General features: G+C 70.0%; 11 protein-coding genes and 1 pseudogene. 7 read left to right on the top strand and 5 right to left on the bottom strand.

The window, feature by feature from the left end; all coding sequences use genetic code 11:
• Nucleotides 1-146 precede the first annotated feature (146 nt).
• From IG99_RS17670 to IG99_RS17655, 4 genes are all read left to right on the top strand, one after another.
• On the top strand, nt 147-1760 hold the full coding sequence (locus IG99_RS17670; protein WP_037675022.1) for a VWA domain-containing protein: 1614 nt from the start codon (nt 147-149) through the stop codon (nt 1758-1760).
• Nucleotides 1761-1955: 195 nt separating this feature from the next.
• A complete protein-coding gene (gene metG / locus IG99_RS17665) occupies nt 1956-3674 on the top strand; it encodes a methionine--tRNA ligase (protein WP_037675021.1) in 1719 nt (572 codons plus the stop codon).
• 43 nt (nt 3675-3717) lie between these two features.
• Nucleotides 3718-4083 (top strand): PH domain-containing protein, encoded by a 366-nt coding sequence (locus IG99_RS17660; protein WP_037675019.1) that lies wholly within the window; start codon nt 3718-3720, stop codon nt 4081-4083.
• A gap of 139 nt (nt 4084-4222) precedes the next feature.
• Nucleotides 4223-5131: an RpnC/YadD family protein gene (locus tag IG99_RS17655; RefSeq protein ID WP_037675018.1), complete on the top strand. Its 909-nt coding sequence runs from the start codon at nt 4223-4225 to the stop codon at nt 5129-5131.
• Between the two features lie 69 nt (nt 5132-5200).
• Here IG99_RS17655 and IG99_RS17650 read toward each other — a convergent pair whose 3' ends face one another.
• Nucleotides 5201-6544 (bottom strand): pectate lyase family protein, encoded by a 1344-nt coding sequence (locus IG99_RS17650; protein WP_037675016.1) that lies wholly within the window; start codon nt 6542-6544, stop codon nt 5201-5203.
• A gap of 256 nt (nt 6545-6800) precedes the next feature.
• Between IG99_RS17650 and IG99_RS51405 the strand changes: the two genes are divergently transcribed.
• Nucleotides 6801-9902 (top strand): FG-GAP repeat domain-containing protein, encoded by a 3102-nt coding sequence (locus IG99_RS51405; RefSeq protein ID WP_051865495.1) that lies wholly within the window; start codon nt 6801-6803, stop codon nt 9900-9902.
• A gap of 212 nt (nt 9903-10114) precedes the next feature.
• Nucleotides 10115-10747, top strand: coding sequence for a hypothetical protein (locus IG99_RS17640; protein WP_199815540.1), 633 nt, complete (start codon nt 10115-10117; stop codon nt 10745-10747).
• Here the strand turns inward: IG99_RS17640 and IG99_RS17635 are convergent.
• The 3 genes from IG99_RS17635 to aspS form a co-directional block, all read right to left on the bottom strand.
• The gene (locus IG99_RS17635; RefSeq protein ID WP_234311872.1) at nt 10744-11154 is read right to left on the bottom strand and encodes a hypothetical protein; all 411 of its coding nucleotides are present in this window, start codon (nt 11152-11154) and stop codon (nt 10744-10746) included. The two genes, IG99_RS17640 and IG99_RS17635, sit on opposite strands and share 4 nt — an antisense overlap.
• Nucleotides 11155-11197: 43 nt before the next feature.
• Entirely contained in the window at nt 11198-12547 is a 1350-nt protein-coding gene (locus IG99_RS17630) for an MFS transporter (protein ID WP_051865493.1), read from the bottom strand.
• A gap of 192 nt (nt 12548-12739) precedes the next feature.
• Nucleotides 12740-14503 (bottom strand): aspartate--tRNA ligase, encoded by a 1764-nt coding sequence (aspS, locus tag IG99_RS17625; RefSeq protein WP_037675015.1) that lies wholly within the window; start codon nt 14501-14503, stop codon nt 12740-12742.
• Nucleotides 14504-14670: 167 nt separating this feature from the next.
• Between aspS and IG99_RS17620 the strand changes: the two are divergent.
• Nucleotides 14671-16800, top strand: a pseudogene (locus IG99_RS17620) (SpoIIE family protein phosphatase); the annotation flags it as partial.
• Nucleotides 16801-17318: 518 nt separating this feature from the next.
• Here the strand turns inward: IG99_RS17620 and IG99_RS17615 are convergent.
• Nucleotides 17319-18383 carry an AI-2E family transporter gene (locus IG99_RS17615; RefSeq protein WP_051865490.1) on the bottom strand — a complete coding sequence of 355 codons (1065 nt, stop codon included), beginning with the start codon at nt 18381-18383 and terminating at the stop codon, nt 17319-17321.
• Nucleotides 18384-18585 lie beyond the last annotated feature (202 nt).

Here is an 18585-nt window from a genome sequence, read left to right as displayed (position 1 = left end):
GGCAGGCGGGGGCGGAATCCGGCCACGGGGCCGGGCACCCGGCCCCTCGCCCCCAACCCTCCCCAAGATCGCCATCGGGGGCCGCTAACCTTACGTGTCCGTCCTGGCCAGGGATTGACGGGCTACTCATGCGAAGGGTTGCGCACATGGGCATTCTCACTCTCCTGCGGAACGCGTTCGGCCGGTCACGCAAAGCGCGCACCGCCGAAGCAGAGGGTGCGGAGCAGGTTCCTTCGCAGGAGCCGGAGCCGACGCCTCCGACCACCGCCCCCGAGGCGACCACCCCCGAGGTCCCCGAACCCCGCACCTCCGAAGGTTCCGAAGGTTCCGAAGGTTCCGAACACGAACTCGTCTCCGCCGCCTTCAACAACGTCACGGTCCCCAAGCAGACCCGCGTGACGGAGGAGGAAAAGGTACCGACGCAGACGCCGACGCCGGCGGCGCAGGAACCAAAGCCCGAGCCCGCACGCGAGGCGAAGCCAGCAGCCAAGGAGCCGAAGGCTGAGGCTGAGGCTGAGCCGGTCGCGGAGGAGCCGAAGGCTGAGGCCGAGCCGGTGGCCGAGGAGCCGAAGGCCGAGGCGAAGGCCAAGGCTGAGGCCGAGCCGACCCCGGAGGAGCCGAAGGCTGAGGCGGAGGCCAAGGCTGAGGCGGAGGCCAAGGCTGAGGCCGTGGCCGAGGAGCCGAAGGCCGAGGCGGAAGCTGAGGCTGCGGCCGAGGCGCCGAAGGCTGAGGCGGAACCGGTGGCCGAGGAGCCGAAGGCCGAGGCAGAGCCGGTCGCGGAAGTCACCACACCTGCGGCCGCCGACGGCGAGGACGCCCCAGAGGAGCCACCCGCACCCGACAACGAAACCAGCACGGGTGGTGCGGGTGGGAACGACACGGCCGAAGGCGAAGCCGAGGCCGAGCCGACCCCGGAGGAGCCGAAGGCCGAGACCGAGGCCGAGCCGACCCCGGAGGAGCCGAAGGCCGAGACCGAGGCCGAGCCGACCCCGGAGGAGCCGAAGGCCGAAGCCGAGGCCAAGCCGACCCCGGAGGAGCCGAAGGCTGAGGCCGAGGCCGAGGCCGAGCCGGCAACGGAGGGCACCGAACCCGCCTCCACCGCCACCACCCTCACCCACGTGAAGTCCCGCGCCCCCGGCCTCACCACCGCCTACAAGGCCGCCGCCACCACCCTCAAGAAGCACAACCTCACCGGCACCCGAGCGAAGCTCTACCTCGTGCTCGACCGCTCCGCCAGCATGCGCCCGTACTACAAGGACGGCTCCGCCCAGGCCCTCGGCGAGCAGACCCTCGCCCTCGCCGCCCACCTCGACCCCGAAGCCACGGTCCACGTCGTCTTCTTCTCCACGGAACTCGACGGCACCGGCGAACTCACCCTCACCGAGCACGAGAACAAGATCGACGACCTCCACAACGGCCTCGGCCGCATGGGCCGTACCAGCTACCACGCGGCCGTCCAGGAAGTCATCGCCCAGCACGAGAAGTCGTCCGACCCCACCACCCCCGCCCTGGTCGTCTTCCAGACGGACGGCGCCCCGGACGCGAAGACCCCGGCGACCCAGTCCCTCACGGACGCCGCGAAGAACCACCCGGAGATCTTCTTCTCCTTCGTCGCCTTCGGTGACCCGGAGAACAAGGCCTTCGACTACCTCCGCAAGCTGAAGCTGGACAACACGTCCCACTTCCTCGCCGGTGAAACCCCGCGCGAACTCACGGACGCCGAGATCTTCGAGGGCATCCTGGCAACCTGGCGCCCGTAACACCCATAACTCCCGCAAGGCCCCGGCAGGGCCCCCGCACGGGCACGCCGCCCGCTTCTCACCCCGTAAAACGAGAAGCGGGCGGCGTACCCATGTCGGATACGATTTCAAGGTTCGAAGACGACCGTAGACACCGCGAAACGCCGCGAAACGCCGCGATCGTCACCCCACGTACCGACCCGGGAGCAGCCCGCGATGGCTCGACACCTCATCACCAGCGCCCTTCCGTACATCAACGGGATCAAGCACCTGGGCAACATGGTGGGGTCCATGCTCCCGGCGGACGTGTACTCCCGCTACCTCCGCCAGCGCGGCCACGACGTGCTCTACATCTGCGCGACGGACGAGCACGGCACCCCCGCCGAGCTGGCCGCGAAGGAGCAGGGGATCCCGGTCGACGCGTTCTGCGCGCAGGCCCACGACGCCCAGAAGGCCGTCTACGACGGCTTCGCGCTGGCCTTCGACTACTTCGGCCGTAGCTCGAGCCCCCAGAACGTGGAGATCACCCAGCACTTCGCCCGCCGCCTCAACGAGAACGGCTTCATCGAAGAACGCGCGATCCGCCAGGTCTACTCGCCCACCGACGGCCGCTTCCTCCCGGACCGCTACGTCGAGGGCACCTGCCCCCACTGCGGCTACGACAAGGCCCGCGGCGACCAGTGCGAGAACTGCACCCGCGTACTCGACCCGACCGACCTGATCAACCCGCGCTCGGCGATCTCGGGGAGCACGGATCTCGAAGTGAGGGAGACCAAGCACCTCTTCCTCCTCCAGTCCAAGCTCCAGCACGAGGTCGAGGAGTGGGTGGCGGCCCGCGAGAGCGAGTGGCCGCACCTGTCCTCCTCCATCGCGCGCAAGTGGCTGACCGAGGGCCTGCACGACCGCGCGATCACCCGTGACCTGGACTGGGGCGTCCCGGTCCCGGCGGACACGTGGCCCGACCTGGCGGCCGAGGGCAAGGTCTTCTACGTCTGGTTCGACGCCCCGATCGAATACATCGGCGCGACGAAGGAGTGGTCGGACCAGGACCCGGAGAACCGCGACTGGAAGTCGTGGTGGTACGACGCGGACACCTCCGTCCGCTACACCGAGTTCATGGCGAAGGACAACGTCCCCTTCCACACGGTGATGTTCCCGGCCACCGAGCTCGGCGTGCGCGAGCCGTGGAAGAAGGTCGACGTCGTCAAGGCGTTCAACTGGCTGACGTACTACGGCGGGAAGTTCTCCACCTCCCAGAAGCGGGGCGTGTTCACCGACCAGGCGCTGGACATCCTCCCCGCCGACTACTGGCGCTACTTCCTGATCGCCAACGCCCCGGAGTCGGACGACTCGTCCTTCACCTGGGAGCACTTCACGGCCACGGTCAACAAGGACCTCGCCGACACCCTCGGCAACTTCGTCAACCGCGTGCTGTCCTTCTCGAAGAAGCGCTTCGGTGACGAGGTCCCGGCGGGCAACGCGCCGGGCGAGGCGGAAGCGAAGCTGGGCGAGCAGATCGCCGAGCTCCTCGCCGAGTACGAGTCCCAGATGGAGGCCCTCCAGTTCCGCAAGGCCGCCGCGGCCCTGCGCGCGCTGTGGTCCGCGGGCAACTCCTACCTGGAGGAGAAGGCCCCCTGGCTGGAGATCAAGACCGACAAGGAAGGCGCGGCCCTCACCCTCCGTACGGCGATGAACCTGATCCACCTCTACGCGGTGGTCTCGGAACCCTTCATCCCGTCCTCGGCTGCGGCGATGCGCGCGGCGTTCTCCCTGCCCGACGACACGGCCACCTGGGTCACGGCGGACGAGGCGAAGACGCTCACCTCCGTCCCCGCCGGCACCCCCTTCACCGTCCCGCCGGTCCTGTTCGCCAAGCTCACGGACGAGGACCTGGAGGCGTACAAGGAGCGCTTCGGCGGCGAGCCCGCGGAATAGCCGGTACGCAACCCCGCACCCCCCTCCGCGCGTCCCCCGATACATGGCACTGTTCGGAAACGCGCACACCGTCAGCCCCGGCAAGGCCCAGCAGGACTACCAGCGCCTGCTGGGTCACGGGGAGCAGGTCCACGCCGCGTACCTGCTCATCCGCGACACGATCCTCTTCACCGACCGGCGCCTCATCCTGGTCGACAAACAAGGCCTCACCGGCAAGAAGGTGGAGTACCACTCCATCCCCTACCGCAGCATCACGCACTTCTCGGTAGAGACAGCAGGCCACTTCGACCTCGACGCCGAACTGAAGATCTGGCTCTCCGGCACCCCGGCCCCCATCGAGAAGACCTTCACCAAGGGCGTCGACATCTACGAGGTCCAGGCGATCCTGACCCAGTTCGTGGCCGGCTAGACCGCCGCCGCCTCTGGGCCACCCCTTGGGGTGAACTTCGCCAGCTACCCCCTGACCACGCCATGTTGCTCCCTAGGCTCGCAGCGGAGCATGCCTGAGGCATGTGCCAGTCACATCTCCCACGTCCCCAGGAACGCTCATGGTCAGCTCGCCCCACGAGGCGATGCACCGCATCTTCCAGGACTACCCGGAGCTCTTCTCCGGTGTGTCCGAGGTGCTCGGCGTAGAGTTCGCCCGGCCCGTTTCGGTCACCGTGTTACCCACCGACCTCACCGAGACCCGGCCCGTCGAACGTCGCGTCGACACCCTGCTGCGCCTCGACACAGAGGACGACGAGCCCCTCCTCCTCGCGGTCGAGGCCCAGGGCAAGAAGGACCCGGACAAGCCCGCGAGCTGGGCCTACTACGCCTCGTACCTGCTCACCAAGTACCGGCTACAGCCCATGCTGCTCGTCGCCTGCCAGGACCGCGCGACCGCCGAATGGGCAGCGCGGCCGGTCCACTTCGGTCCTCGGCAGTGGCCCCTGCTCACCCTGCGCCCGATGGTCGCGGGCCCGCACAACATGCCCGTGATCACTGATCCCGTCGCAGTCCGCAAGGACCTCGCCCTCGCCACGCTGTCCGCGATCACACATGCCACGGATCCGGACATCGGAGCCATACTCAAAGCAATGACCAAGGTGCTGCGGGAAACACCCACAGCCCTCGCCAACCCGATCATCGAACTCATCGCACAAGGCATGGGCAAGCACCCAGCCGCAGAACTGTGGAGGAAACTGGTGGCCGTGGACCTCTCTTTCTACAAGTCGCCCCTTTCCGAAGAAATCCGCGACGAAGGGCGAGCCGAGGGCCGAGCCGAAGGGCGGGCCGAAGGGCGGGCCGAAGGGCGGGCCGAGGACATCCTGGACGCTCTGGAGGTGCGTGGCATCGACGTCACCGAAGCGGTCCGCGAACGCATCACGAGCTGCGGCGACCCCGACACCCTGCGCCGCTGGCACCGTCGCGCCGTCATCGCCCCCTCCGCCGACGAGATCTTCGCGGACGAGTAATCCGGCGGAAGAGCGGAAACGGCGAGGGGCCCGGGAAGCCGCACGCTTCCCGGGCCCCTCGCACATGCGCTACTTCAGAACGCCGGCCCCCGTCGTCGTCCCCAACGACGTCGGAAGGTTGTTCGCGGACTTCTCCAGGCCCGACGTGAGCGTCGGGGTCCAGTTCACCGTCGTCTTGATCTTCTTCGACGACGCCGAGTTGTACGCGGCGACCAGATCCGTCACCGTCCCGTTCACGAGGTTGCCGCCGCCCGCGACGGAGCCCGTGCCGTCGCCGCTGAGCACCTTCGCGGGCTTGGCGCCGGACGGGAGCTTCCAGTAGTTGTTCTCGGCGACGACCTGGGCCTTGGCGCGGGAGTTGATGCTGTACTGCGGCGCGTAGCCGTTGAGGGTCGTCGTGTCGTACAGGTTGTTGTAGATGTGGATCTGGCCGATGCGGGCCAGGGGAGCGCGCTGGACGATGCCCTTCCACACGTTGTGGTGGATGGAGACCCGCAGCTTGCCGACGCTGTCGGTGTCGCTGCTGCCGATCAGCATCGTCTTGTCGTGGTTGGTGAACTGGTTGCGCTCGACGGTCACCAGGTCGGAGCCCTTGGTGATGTCGAGGGCGCCATCGTGGATCTGGTACTCGCGGCCGTAGTACTTCGGATTCGCGCTGTCGAAGTGCGGGCCGTCGGAGAACGTGTTGTGGTCGGCCCAGACATGGGTCGCCCCGCGCAGGGTGACGGAGTCGTAGTTGGAGTTCCAGTTGCCGTCGTCGCCGTCCGTGGGGTCCCACTGCGGGAAGCAGTCCTCGGTGGCGGCGAAGGTGAGGTTGCGGACGATGACGTTGTCCACGTTCTGGATCTGGAGCATGCCGCCGGTGATCCCGGCCTTCGTGCCGGGCACGCCCACGATGCTCGTGTTGGCCGGCACTTTGAAGACGACGTTCTTCGCCTGCTTGCTCTGGGCCGCGGCGCGGGCCTTCTCCTGGGTGCCGGAGGGCAGCTTGGAGCGGCCGTAGGTGGCGGGGTCGTAAGCCTTCAGGTAGGCGGAGAGCGAGTAGCCGGTGCCGGAGGCGTAGTCCGCGCAGCTCAGCTTCTTGCCCGCGTCGTCGGTGTTGGCGTCGATCGTGCCGCTGACCTTGATGATGCGCGGGGTGGTGTCCGTGGCGGAACCCAGCGCCTTCACCAGCTGGGCGCGGGTGGAGACGGTGAAGGTGTGCGCGGCGTCGGCCTTCGCGCCGCCGGTCGCCCCCGTGCCGGAGGACGCCCAGCCGTCCTTCGCGGCGAGCGTCTGGTGGAACAGGTCGACGGGGGCGGCGTTCGCGTTCATCACTAAGAAGCCGGCGCTGACACCCGCGGCCACGACCGCTGCGGAGACCACGAGGGTGCGGCGCTTGTGGAGGGACCGGCGGTGGGAGGCTGCTGCCACGGAGGAATCCTTGAAGTCGGGGGGACATGTACGGTGCGTGAAGCTCCGGTGAACGGTGCTCACGACCCCTCAGTTGTCACCGTGGTCACCGGGGTTGCCGCCCGTCTCGGTTTTTTTCGATGGGCACCGACTGGTGCCGCTACCGGACGCTGTCCTGGAGCGGACGGGAAAAGCGCTGGTGAAGCGGCCCAAAAGAGCTGGTAAAGTCCGCTCACTTGTGCGAGAGCAGGGGGCTCTCGCGGGGAGGGAACCTCACGTGGGCAGACACGCCCTGGGACGGTCCTGGCTGACCGCCGCCGTCTCCTCGTTCACGGCCGCCGTCGTGGCCGCTTCGGTCGTCGTCACCGGGGGCGGTGGTACGGCACAGGCCGCGCCCGCCACGGCCGCGACCACCGAGATCACGCTCACCGATCCCATCCAGACGTATCCGCGCGCCGACCGGCCGCTGGCCGACGGACCGAACGGCTTCCTGCACCGGCAGAGCGGGATCCCCGGGCTGCTGTGGACGGACACCACGACCGGACGCACGGTCCCGGTCGGCACCGAGGACGGCGACTACACGCCGCCGTCCACGCTCTGCTCGACCGCCGGCTCGTCCTGCTGGCCCGGCTGGTTCGGCGCGGACAGCGACCGCGTGGCCCTGCCGTCGGGCTCGGACCCCAACACGGTCTCCCTGTGGGACCGGGCGACGCGCACGACCTCGTCCTTCACCTCCCCGTACCCGTACCGGGCTTACCTCGGGGCGAGCGTGCTCACCACCCGCACCGTGGTCGACAAGGTGGACGGCCAGTGGCAGCCCCGCGAGATCAGCCCCGACTGGCTGACCGTCTCGGCCGGCTCGGTCATGGCCGCCGACGCGGGCGGCGCGATGGTGAAGGTCGGCACGGACCTCTGGTACCTGGACCTCGGGACCGCCGTCGCCACCAAGGCCTTCCTCAACGCCGGCTCCCGCCCCGTGGTGGTCCAGAACGACCAGTGGACCGGCTGGTACGAAGCCGCCTCCGGTGACCTGCGCCTCAAGTCGCGCACCGACCCGGCCGGCGCCGAGCGGGTCGTCGACCTGCCCGCCCCCGGCGCCACGCTGGACGGCACCCCTGTCATGGTCGGCGAGTGGATCCTGCTGCCCCTGCACACGGGCACCGGCACCAGCAGGATGACGGCGATGTCCCTCGCGGACGGCTCGTCGCGCACCCTGCTGGAGTCGGCGGAGGAGTACACGGTCCACCTGAGCGGCGACGCGGCCCTGGTCACCGGCGGTACGGGCGCCACGGACTGGTGGGTGCGGAAGGTGGTCCTCGCGGACTCCGTCCCGACGCTGGAGAAGCTGTACCAGGTCCCGGCGAAGGAGAACGTGAAGACGGGTATCGCGCTCAGCCGGGGCAGCCTCCGAGTGGCGGAGGACAACCCCTCCAGCGACTCCGACACCACGTCCGTACGGACCCTGACCACCGACGGCGACGCCACCCTGACCGCGTCCCCGGCCACGGAGAGCGGCAAGATCTGGGCGAAGTGCCCCTACGCGGGCGTCACCTGCTCGGCGCTGTGGGGCAACACGGGCACGGACCCCCAGGACGTCTACCTGACGACGTTCGACGACGCCGACGAGGGCGGCACGGGCCTGCCGAACGCGGACAGGCTGGTCTCGATCGGCCACAACCCGCTGGAGTTCGGCACCGAGGGCGGCAGCATCGTCGACGTGTCGGACGACTACGCCGTCTACAACTCCGGCGGCGCCTCGCCCACGCAGTACGTCGGCAGGTTCGGCTACGGCCAGCAGATGAAGCGCTCGATCCGCGCGACCGCCCTGAACGGCTCCACTCTCTGGAGCGCCACGGTCGTCGACGGCCAGGTCACCTCCTACAGTCTCACCCAGAACAAGCCCCTCTCCACGGCAACCATCCCCGCGGCCGCCTGCAGGCCCACCGAGCTCCAGGCGGCGGGCCGCTGGCTGTACTGGGCCTGCGGAACGACCTCCGCGGGCGTGTACGACACCAAGGCCGGCACGTCGGTCGCCGTCACCCCCGGCGACGTCCTCCTCGGTGACGGCTTCACGGTCCGCCACGACCACGCGAAGAAGGAGCTCCTCCTGACGGAGACGGCGACGGGCACGACCCGGGTGATCGCCACCGACGTCACGGCCGGCGCTTCGGCGCTCGACCGCCGTCACCGCTGGACGGTGGACGAGTACACGGGCCTGGTCGCCTGGTTCGACGGCTACGAGCGCACCCACGTCGCCACCACCGGCGTGACCCCCTCCAGCCTCGCCGTCTTCGAGTCGGAGGTGGCCGGCTACGCCTACCCGGACACGGCCGACTCGTGGACCGGCGCGTGGTTGCTGTCCCGCCCCGTCACCTCCTGGTCCCTCACCTTCACCTCGGTGCAGAGCGGCGAGACCGGCAGAGCCACCCGCACCCTCACCGGCGGCGCGAGCACCGCCCAGGTGTGGACGGGCTGGAACGGCAAGACGGCGACCGGCGCCCGCTTCCCCAACGGCATGTTCACCTGGGCCCTCAGGGCGACCGCCCTGGGCACCACCACGGCCACCGCCGTGGCGAGCGGCTCCGGCTTCTACGACGACGGAGCGCCCGTACGCCACGACTACGGCAGCGTCGACGGCCCCGACGGCATCGGCGACCTGCTCACGCTGAACTCCTCGGGCGCGCTGACGTTCCACTACGGCAGCAGGTTCACGGAGAAGGCCACCGGCACGGGCTGGGCCACCTCGATCACTGCGGTTACCTTCGGGGACCTGAGCGGCGACCGCTGCAACGACGTGCTCGTACGGCAGAGCAACGGGTCGCTCCGCCTCTACAGGCCCGGTTGCGGGAGGGCGGTCACGCCGTCGACGGCGTACACGACCGTGGGCACGAGCGGCTGGGGTCAGTACGACATCCTGACCTCGACCGGGGATGTGAGCGGCGACGGCCGGCCGGACCTGGTGGCGCGCAACTCGGCGACCGGGGACATCTACCTCTACAAGGGCACGAGCACGGGTGGTCTGTCGGCACGGGCGAAGATCTTCGCGGACTGGCGGACGTACAAGAAGATCGTCGGGGTCGGCGACATCACGGGCGACGGCGTCGGCGACCTGATCGCCCAGGACAAGTCCAACAACCTGTACCGCTACGACGGCACACGGACGGGCACGTTCAAGGCGCGCGTGAAGGTGTTCGCCAACTGGGGCGGCGCGTACAACGCCGTCGCGGGCCTCGGCGACATGACCGGTGACGGCAAGGCCGACCTGGTCGCCCGCGATACCAGCGGCAACCTGTACCGCCACAACGGCGACGGCAAGGGCTCGTTCGGCGCGGGTACGAAGATCGCGACGGGTTGGGGCGGCTACAAGACGCTGTCGTAGAGCGGTCGTACAGCGGTCGCACAGCGGTTGAAGGCGAAGGGCGCCCGGAGGTACGTACCTCCGGGCGCCCTTCCGCGTCAGCCCGCCGAGGCCGACGCGGAGGCGGAGGCGCCCGGCTGGACGGCGTCGTCCGTGCCGTCGTGTGTGGTGTCGGGGTCGACGCCCATGGTGAGGGAGCCGATGACGCCCCTCGCGATGTTCTTCTACCCCGAGTGCGGTCCGTCGCCAAGTACGACATGCCCGTGCTGCTGGTCGCCATCTGCAAAGACCGACCCACGGCGACCTGGGCGGCCGGTCCCTTCGAGTGCACGGTGGGTCCCTGGACGACGCAGGTGACGCGCCCGTTCGTCCTGGGCCCCACCACCGTCCCCGAAATCACCGACACGTCGATGGTCACCCGAAACCCCGCAGCGGCGGCGCTCTCAGCCATCGTTCATAGCGAGAACCGGCGAGCGCCCGCCATACTCGAAATGGCGGCCCGCGGCTTCCTGGCCTTCGACCCGCCCACCACGAAGCGCTGGGTCGAAGTCGTGGAAGTCGGCCTGGAGAACACTTCGATCAGGAAGGTGTGGAAAGCGCTGTTGAAGAGCCTCGTCACCCACTACCCGGGCCACAGGACGATGTTCGAGGAGACCTATCTGGAGGGCAAGGCGGAGGGCAAGGCCTTGGGCGAAGCCAAGGGCGTCCTCCGCGTGCTGGAGGTGCGCGGACTCGCCATCTCCGACGACGTACGCGAGTCCATCATCACCTGCACGGATCTCGACCGCATCGACGACTGGCTCGTACGCGCCGGCACGGTCTCACGCGCGGAGGACCTGCTCACCGAGGCGCCGGAAGGCGACTAGCGGGAGGCTACCGACCCGCCCGTGGCCTCCAACACCGCCCGGGCGTTCTCCACGTGCCATAGCCCCTCCGCCGCCGTCCGGCCCACCTCCGCGTACTCCGCGGAGGTGCGCGCGGAGACCAGTTGGGCCCGGGCCGTGCGGTGGCGTTCCGTCGCGTACGTCAGGGACTGGGCCGCCTTCTCGTCGGCCCGCGCCCACTCCCGTACGTCCAGCCCAGACAGGCTTCCGCCCAACCGCACCAGCCACCCGTTCGCCTCGGCCTCCGCGTCCAGGTCGGACAGGGCAGCCCCTGACCGCTGCGACCGTCGCCGCGCCACCACCGCCACCACCGCCACCACCGCGACCACCGCGCCGACGATCAGCAGCGCGGCCGGCCCCAGCATCAACACCGCGGACCCCGAACCCATGACTTTCCCTACTCTCCGATGCCGGACGAACCACCCGCCTCCCCTATGACACGACAGGCCGCTGTGCGTCCCCCTCGGGGTTCCTGTGAGCCTCCGGTGAGGGGTCCAAGAGCTGCTGCGCGGCGGAGTCCGCCCGCGCCCCGCGGATGAACATCGCCGCCACCACCGCCAGGAGCGACGCCGCCGACAGCGTGTACAGCCCTCCGTTCGTGCTTCCCGTCGTGTCCTTGAGGTAGCCGAAGAGCGTGGGGGACACGAAGCCGCCGAGGTTGCCGATGGAGTTGACGAGGGCGAGCCCCGGCGCCGCGATCCGCAGGTCCAGGCCGGACTGGGCCATCGGCCAGAACAGCGTCGCCGCGCACTTGGAGCCGACCCCCGCGAGGGTGATCGCCGCGAGGCCGAACCAGGGGGAGCCGAGGGTGGCGAGGAAGGTGCCCAGGGCGGACACGACGAGCATGAGGGCCAGGTACGGACGGCGGTCCGGGGCGCGGTCGGTGAAGTGGCTCATGGAGTACATGGCGATCATGGAGCAGACCGCGGGGATCGCCGAGAGCAGCCCGACCTCGAAGGACGACAGCCCGCCGATCTCCTCGATGAGGCTCGGCAGCCAGAACGTGATGGCGTACCCGGTGAGCGTCATCGCGAAGAACGCGCCGATCAGCAGCGCCACCTGACGGTGGAACAGCAGCCGCAGCCGTGACACCTTCGGCGCCCCGCTGCGGGCCTCCTCGTCCTGGGCCACCGCCGCACCCAGCGCGTCCTTCTCCTCCCGCGTGAGCCAGGGCGCGTCCTCGATCCGGGAGACGAGGAAGAAGCCGGCGGCGATGCCGACCAGGATGGAGAACGTGCCCTCCAGGGCGAACATCCAGCGCCAGCCGGCGAATCCGCCCGCTCCGTGCAGTTCGAGCAGCGCGCCGGTGACCGGGCCGGTGACGATGCCGGCGGCCGCGGAACCGCCCAGGAAGATCGCGGTCGCCCGGCCGCGGCTGGAGTCGGGCAGCCACTGGGTGATGTAGAGCATCGCGCCGGGGAAGAAGCCCGCCTCCGCGACGCCCAGCAGGAAGCGCAGCGCGTAGAACGTCGTGACGTTGTGGATGAAGCACATCGCCACGATCACCAGACCCCAGGTGATCATGATCCGGGTCAGCCAGACCCTTGCCCCGAAGCGCTCGAGCAGCATGTTGCTGGGTACCTCGAACAGGGCGTACCCGATGAAGAACAGCCCGGCCCCGAGGCCGTAGGCGGTGGCACCGATGCCGACGTCCGCCTGGAGCTCCGACTCGATGAAGCCCACGTTCGTCCGGTCCAGGTTGTTGACCAGGAGCATCAGCACCAGCAGGGGCATCATCCGGCGCAGGAACTTCCCGACGGCCCGGGATTCTGGTTCTGACATCGTTGTCTCCCCATCTCACTGCGGTTCACATATGCGAACCCGCTTCACGTTCTTGGGAACCATATGGAGGCAACCTCCCTGGGTCAACGGGCTGTTCAGATGGGCACATACGTGAACGAGTGATGGAGAAAAAATCGGCCCCGACCATGCAGGTCGGGGCCGATCGGTGTCCCGGCGTTCCGGGACGAGGCTTTACTTCGGCTGCGGCTTGCGCACCGAGAGGTGCAGCTCGCGCAGCCGCGCCTCGTCCAGCTCCGTCGGCGCGCCCATCATCAGGTCCTGGGCGTTGCCGTTGAGCGGGAAGGCGATGGTCTCGCGGAGGTTGGGCTCGTCGGCCAGCAGCATGACGATGCGGTCCACACCCGGCGCGATACCACCGTGCGGCGGGGCGCCGAAGCGGAGCGCGCGGAGCATGCCGGCGAACTCGCGCTCGACGGTCTCCTCGTCGTACCCCGCGATCCCGAACGCCTTCAGCATGATGTCCGGCTCGTGGTTCCGGATCGCGCCGGAGGACAGCTCGACGCCGTTGCAGACGATGTCGTACTGCCAGGCCAGGATGTCCAGCGGGTCCTGGGTCTCCAGGGCCTCCATGCCGCCCTGGGGCATGGAGAAGGGGTTGTGGGAGAAGTCGATCCGGCCGGTCTCCTCGTCCTTCTCGAACATCGGGAAGTCGACGATCCAGCAGAAGCGGAAGACGTTCTCCTCGAAGTGCCCGGCACGCTTGGCGGCCTCGACCCGCACCGCGCCCATGATCTTCGAGACCTCGTCGAACTCGCCCGCCCCGAAGAACACGGCGTGGCCGGCCTCCAGACCGAGACGCTCGGTGAGGACCTTGACGTTCTCCTCGGTGAGGAACTTGGCGATCGGGCCGGACAGCGAACCGTCCTCGGCGACACGGACCCAGGCCAGACCCTTGGCGCCCTGCGAGACGGCGTAGTCGCCGAGCTGGTCGAAGAACTTGCGCGGCTGGTCCTGGACCGCCGGGACGGGCAGCGCACGGACGTGCTTGCCGGCGAACGCCTTGAACTCCGAGCCCTCGAAGACGTCGGTGATGTCGACGAGCTCCAGCTGGGCGCGCAGGTCCGGCTTGTCGGAGCCGTACTTCAGCATCGCCTCGCGGAACGGGATCCGCGGGAACGGGGAGGTGACGTGACGGCCCTTCCCGAACTCCTCGAACAGCTCGGTCATGAGCTGCTCGACGGGCCGGAAGACGTCCTCCTGCTCGACGAAGCTCATCTCGATGTCGAGCTGGTAGAACTCGCCCGGCGAACGGTCCGCGCGCGCGTCCTCGTCGCGGAAGCAGGGCGCGATCTGGAAGTAGCGGTCGAAGCCGGAGATCATCAGCAGCTGCTTGAACTGCTGCGGGGCCTGCGGCAGGGCGTAGAACTTGCCCGGGTTCAGACGGGAGGGGACGACGAAGTCGCGGGCGCCCTCGGGGGAGGTCGCGGTCAGGATCGGCGTCGCCATCTCGTTGAAGCCGAGGGCGACCATCTTGTGGCGGATGGCCGAGATGACCGCCGTACGCAGCATGATGTTGCGGTGCATGCGCTCGCGGCGCAGGTCCAGGAAGCGGTACTCAAGGCGCCGCTCCTCGTTGACCCCGTCCTCGGTGTTGATGGTGAAGGGCAGCGGCTGGGCGGCGCCGAGCAGCTCGACCTCGCCGACCTCGACCTCGATCTCACCGGTGGGCAGGTCGGGGTTGATGTTCTCGGTGCCCCGGGAGACGACCTTGCCGTCGACGCGGACCGTCGACTCCTTGGTGAGCTTGTCGAGGGCCTCGTACGCCGGGGTGCCGGGACGGGCGACGAGCTGCGTGATGCCGTAGTGGTCGCGCAGATCGATGAAGAGGATGCCGCCCAGGTCGCGCCGATTGTGCAGCCAGCCACTCAGCCGGACGTCGGTACCGACGTCAGAGGAGCGGAGCTCGCCGCAGGTGTGGGACCTGTACCGATGCATCGTCGTTCATCCAGTCTTCGCGGTTGGGGGGCACGTTTCACGTGAAACACCCCCAGCGTACCGGGCACCTCATGATCGGCTCCCCACCATTGTTCCGTCGGCGATCAGTCAGCTGTTTCGTCGACGATCGGTGGCACTTCTCGATCGCCTGTTCTTAAATTGGGGCAATGCGCACTGGCGAGCCCCTGCCCGCCGTGGGGGAGGTACTCGCCGCCCTCGCGACCGGCCTGTGGCACTGGAACACCGCCACCGAGCTGGTCACCGTCGACGCGGAGGCAGCGCGGCTGCTCGGGCTGCCCGCCGAGCGGACCACCCTCACCCAGGCCCAGGCCCGGGCCCGCCTCCATCCCGTCGACTGGAACGAGATCACCGGCGTGGTGCAGCTCGCCGTCGCCGAGAGCACACTCGCCGAGGTGCGGGTGCGGGTCATGGACGAGCGGGGCCGGATCATCCGCGTCCTCCGCAGCCGCTCCAAGCCGTCCTTCGACCCCGAAAAGAAGGCGTACGAGCTGATCGGCACCCTCCAGGAGGTCACCGAGCCCTCGCCGGGCACCCCGGCGGGCCGCAGCGCGGTCACCGGCGACTGGCGGCGCTCCCGGGAAGCGTTCCTGCTGGACGCGGGGCGCGCACTGGCGGAGGCGCGGTCGACGGAGGAGGTGCTGCGGGTCGCGGCGGGGCTGTCGATGCCGGGATTCTCACCCGATGGGCTGGCGGTGTTCGGAAGGACGGGCGACCGTCTGACGATCATCGGCCACCACGGGCAGGAGCCGGGCGACGAGGCCCCCTTCACCCACATGTCGCTGGAGACCGACTATCCGGCGGCGGAGGTGGCGCGCACCGGCCGGGCGGTGTACCTGTCCTCCCCGGAGCAGTACAAGGAGCGCTATCCGCTCACCTGGCCACTGGCCCAGCAGTTCGGCCGCCAGTCGTGGGCGTTCCTGCCGCTGACCGTTGCAGGCCGGACGATGGGCGCCTGGATGGCGGCCTTCTCCTACCCGGTGGCGTTCACCCCCGACGAGCGTTCGGTGCTCACCACTGTGGCCCGCATGCTCGCCCAGGCCCTGTCCCGGGCCGGCGCGGCCGAGACACAGCGGGAGCTGACCGACGGACTCCAGCGCTCGATGCTGCCCCAGCTCGGCCCGGAGATACCGGGCATGACCCTCGCCGCCCGCTACATCCCCACCGGCGGCGGCCTCCAGGTCGGCGGCGACTGGTACGACATGATCCCGCTGCCTGGGGGCACCTCCCGGGCGGAGCCCGGGGGAGGCCGGTTCGCCCTGGTCATCGGGGACGTGCAGGGGCACGACGTACGGGCCGCCGGCCTGATGGGGCAGCTGCGGATAGCGCTGCGGGCGTACGCCGCCGAGGGCCACCGCCCGGACGCGGTCCTCTCCCGCGCCTCCCGCTTCTTCTACGGCATCACGCACTCCGACGACGATCTGGCGGGCCTGCGCTTCGCGACCTGCCTGTACATCGAGGTCGACCCGGTGACCGGGGTTCTTGAGATCGCCCGCGCGGGCCACCTGGACCCGGCCATCCGGATGGCGGACGGCACGGTGATCGTCCGCCCCACGGCCGGCGGCCTGCCCCTCGGCGTCGACCCGGACTCCGACTACCCCATCACGCGCCTCGCCCTGGAGCCCGGCGAGTCCATGATGATCTGCACGGACGGCCTGCTGGAGACCGGCGGCCACGACCTCGACACCGGCTGGCAGCGCGTCCGCAAAACCCTGGAGGCACACGACGGCGACCTGGAAGCCCTCGCCGACGCGCTGGTCCAGGCCGTGCACGGGCCGTCCTCCCACCACACCACCGGGCCGCTGTCCGACCGCCGCGAGGACGACATCGCCTTACTGCTGATGTGCCGGCAGGGTGAGGGCTGCGGCTGCGGTGACACCGTCACCGCAGCGCCGAGCGTGCGCCGTACCGTGCTGACGGTCGGGCAGGACGAGCCCGAACGGATCGCCGAGGGCCGCCAGCAATTGCGCGAGCTGCTGCACGACTGGTCCTGCCCGGACCAGGTGGACTCGGCGGTGCTCCTCGTCTCCGAGACGCTGACCAACGTCCTCGTGCACACGGACGCGGATGCCCTGCTGGTCGCCGAGGTGACCGGCGGGGCGGACGGGCGCCGGGTGCGGGTCGAGGTCTCCGACACCAGCGACGACCTCCCGCACAAACGCAGACCCGGCGAACTGGCCTCCTCGGGCCGCGGCCTCCTCCTCATCGAGCTCCTCGCGGACGCCTGGGGGGTGGCCCCGCGCGGCGAGGGCAAGAGCATCTGGTTCGAGCTGTACGACGAGGCCCGCCGGCATGTCGCTGCGCGGGGCTTTGCGGCGCGGGTCGCTGCACGAGGCCCGCCGGCATGTCGCTGCGCGGGGCTTTGCGGCGCGAGTCGCTGCACGGGGCCCGGCGGCGCGAGTCGCTGCACGGGGCCCGGCGGCGGCCTCGCGTGCGAGGCTGGGCCGGGGGCGCTGCCAACCCCGGCGGCCGCACGTCGGGCGGCCCCCGGCCCCGACGGGCCACGCGTGGGAGACGGGCGCGCCACGGCCCCGGCGGGACGCGCATGGGAGACGGACAAACCGGCGCCAGCGGGCCGTGCCTGTGAGGCGGACACGCCGCAGGCCCCGCGGGCCCACGCCGGAGGGGCGGAGAAGCCGCCTGCCCCAGCGGCCACCCCCTCACAGGCGGGGCCAAACCGAACCGGCGGGCCGCCCTAGATGAGGCGGAGACGCCGCCGGCCCGGCGGGCTCCACGCGCGAGCAGCTCGCTGCTACTGGCTCCCCGGGCGGGCATCACCTGCTGCGCCGCGGCTCCGCTACGGCTCCCCCGCGGGCGGCGCCGGAGTCCCGTGGCGCGCTCGCAGTTCGAGTACGACCCCGAAGGCGGCCGCGGTCAGCGGTACCGCCAGCAGCATGCCGAGGATGCCGGCCACGGACGCCCCCGCCGTGATCGTGACCATCACCACCGCGGGATGCATCTGCACGGTCCGGCTCTGGATCGCAGGCTGGAGCACGTGCCCCTCCAGCACCTGCACGGCGAGCACCACACCGAGCGCCCACAGCGCGATGACGAACCCCCGGTCGGCGAGCGCGACCAGCACGGCCAGGGCCCCGGAGAGGAACGCGCCGAGATAGGGGATGTAGGCGCCGACGAAGACGAGCGCGCCGAGTCCCGCGGCACCCGGTACGCGCAGGACGAGCAGTCCCACGGTGATGCACACCGCGTCGATCAGCGCGATGAGGGTGGTCCCGCGCATGAACCCCTCGACGGCCCGGAACGCCCGCCGCGCCATCGCCTCCACGGTGTCACCGGCCGCGCCGGGGATGGCGGAGCGCAGGGTCGCGACGGCACGGTCGGAGTCACGCAGGAAGAAGAAGACGAGCAGCAGCGCCAGCACGGCCATGGCGATGCTCTCGCCGACCACACTGACCCCGCTGATCACCCCGGACGCCGCCGTGCCCCCGAACTTGGAGAGCAGCTCCCGCGCGTTGGAGGCGAGGTCGTCGAGCGAGGTCCCGGCGGCCCCGAAGTGGTCGGCGACGCCCCTCGCCGCGTCCTTGAGCGAGGCGACGATCTCGTCCCCCGTGTCGATGAGCGCGGCGACGACGATGTACACGGCCCCGCCGACCACGGCGACAACGGCCACGCAGGTCACCCCGGCGGCGACGGAACGGTTGACCCTCGCCTTCACCAGCCGCCGGTGGAAGGGCCTGAGCAGCGCCGTCCCGAGCAGCGCGAGCAGCACCGGCACCACCGCCGTACGCAGCTGCGCGCACAGCCGGATCCCGACGTAGACGACCCCGGAGACGAGCAGGACCGCGGCGCACCAGGCGGCGAGACGGCGGACGGGGTCGGGGAGCAGCGGACGGGACTCCTGCACGCCTCCAGCGGAGCACGGGCAGGACGGGCTGTCCTTCGCTGACGGGCCGGTCGGGTGAGGTGACGTCAATTATCCCTCTACACCACTCTTTCGAGTGACCCCTGGGTGAGTGACGGCATCCGTCGCCTCCCGAACCAGGAGCTGTACTCCCGAGCCCGCCGCTGACACCGGCACGGCCGCACCCGACATGGCACCGGTCTCG

Origin of the sequence: Streptomyces griseus subsp. griseus (genome assembly GCF_000720255.1) — a bacterium.
GTDB lineage: Bacteria > Actinomycetota > Actinomycetes > Streptomycetales > Streptomycetaceae > Streptomyces > Streptomyces griseus_I.
Note: the sequence above shows the minus strand (reverse complement) of the source record. Positions and strands in the feature narration are given on the sequence as shown.

Bases quoted from the DNA above. Each gene is read 5' to 3' on its own strand.
- IG99_RS17670 (WP_037675022.1), top strand. From the start codon at position 147: ATGGGCATTCTCACTCTCCTGCGGAACGCGTTCGGCCGGTCACGCAAA.
- metG (WP_037675021.1), top strand. From the start codon at position 1,956: ATGGCTCGACACCTCATCACCAGCGCCCTTCCGTACATCAACGGGATC.
- IG99_RS17660 (WP_037675019.1), top strand. From the start codon at position 3,718: ATGGCACTGTTCGGAAACGCGCACACCGTCAGCCCCGGCAAGGCCCAG.
- IG99_RS17655 (WP_037675018.1), top strand. From the start codon at position 4,223: ATGGTCAGCTCGCCCCACGAGGCGATGCACCGCATCTTCCAGGACTAC.
- IG99_RS17635 (WP_234311872.1), bottom strand. From the start codon at position 11,154: ATGGGTTCGGGGTCCGCGGTGTTGATGCTGGGGCCGGCCGCGCTGCTG.
- IG99_RS17630 (WP_051865493.1), bottom strand. From the start codon at position 12,547: ATGTCAGAACCAGAATCCCGGGCCGTCGGGAAGTTCCTGCGCCGGATG.
- aspS (WP_037675015.1), bottom strand. From the start codon at position 14,503: ATGCATCGGTACAGGTCCCACACCTGCGGCGAGCTCCGCTCCTCTGAC.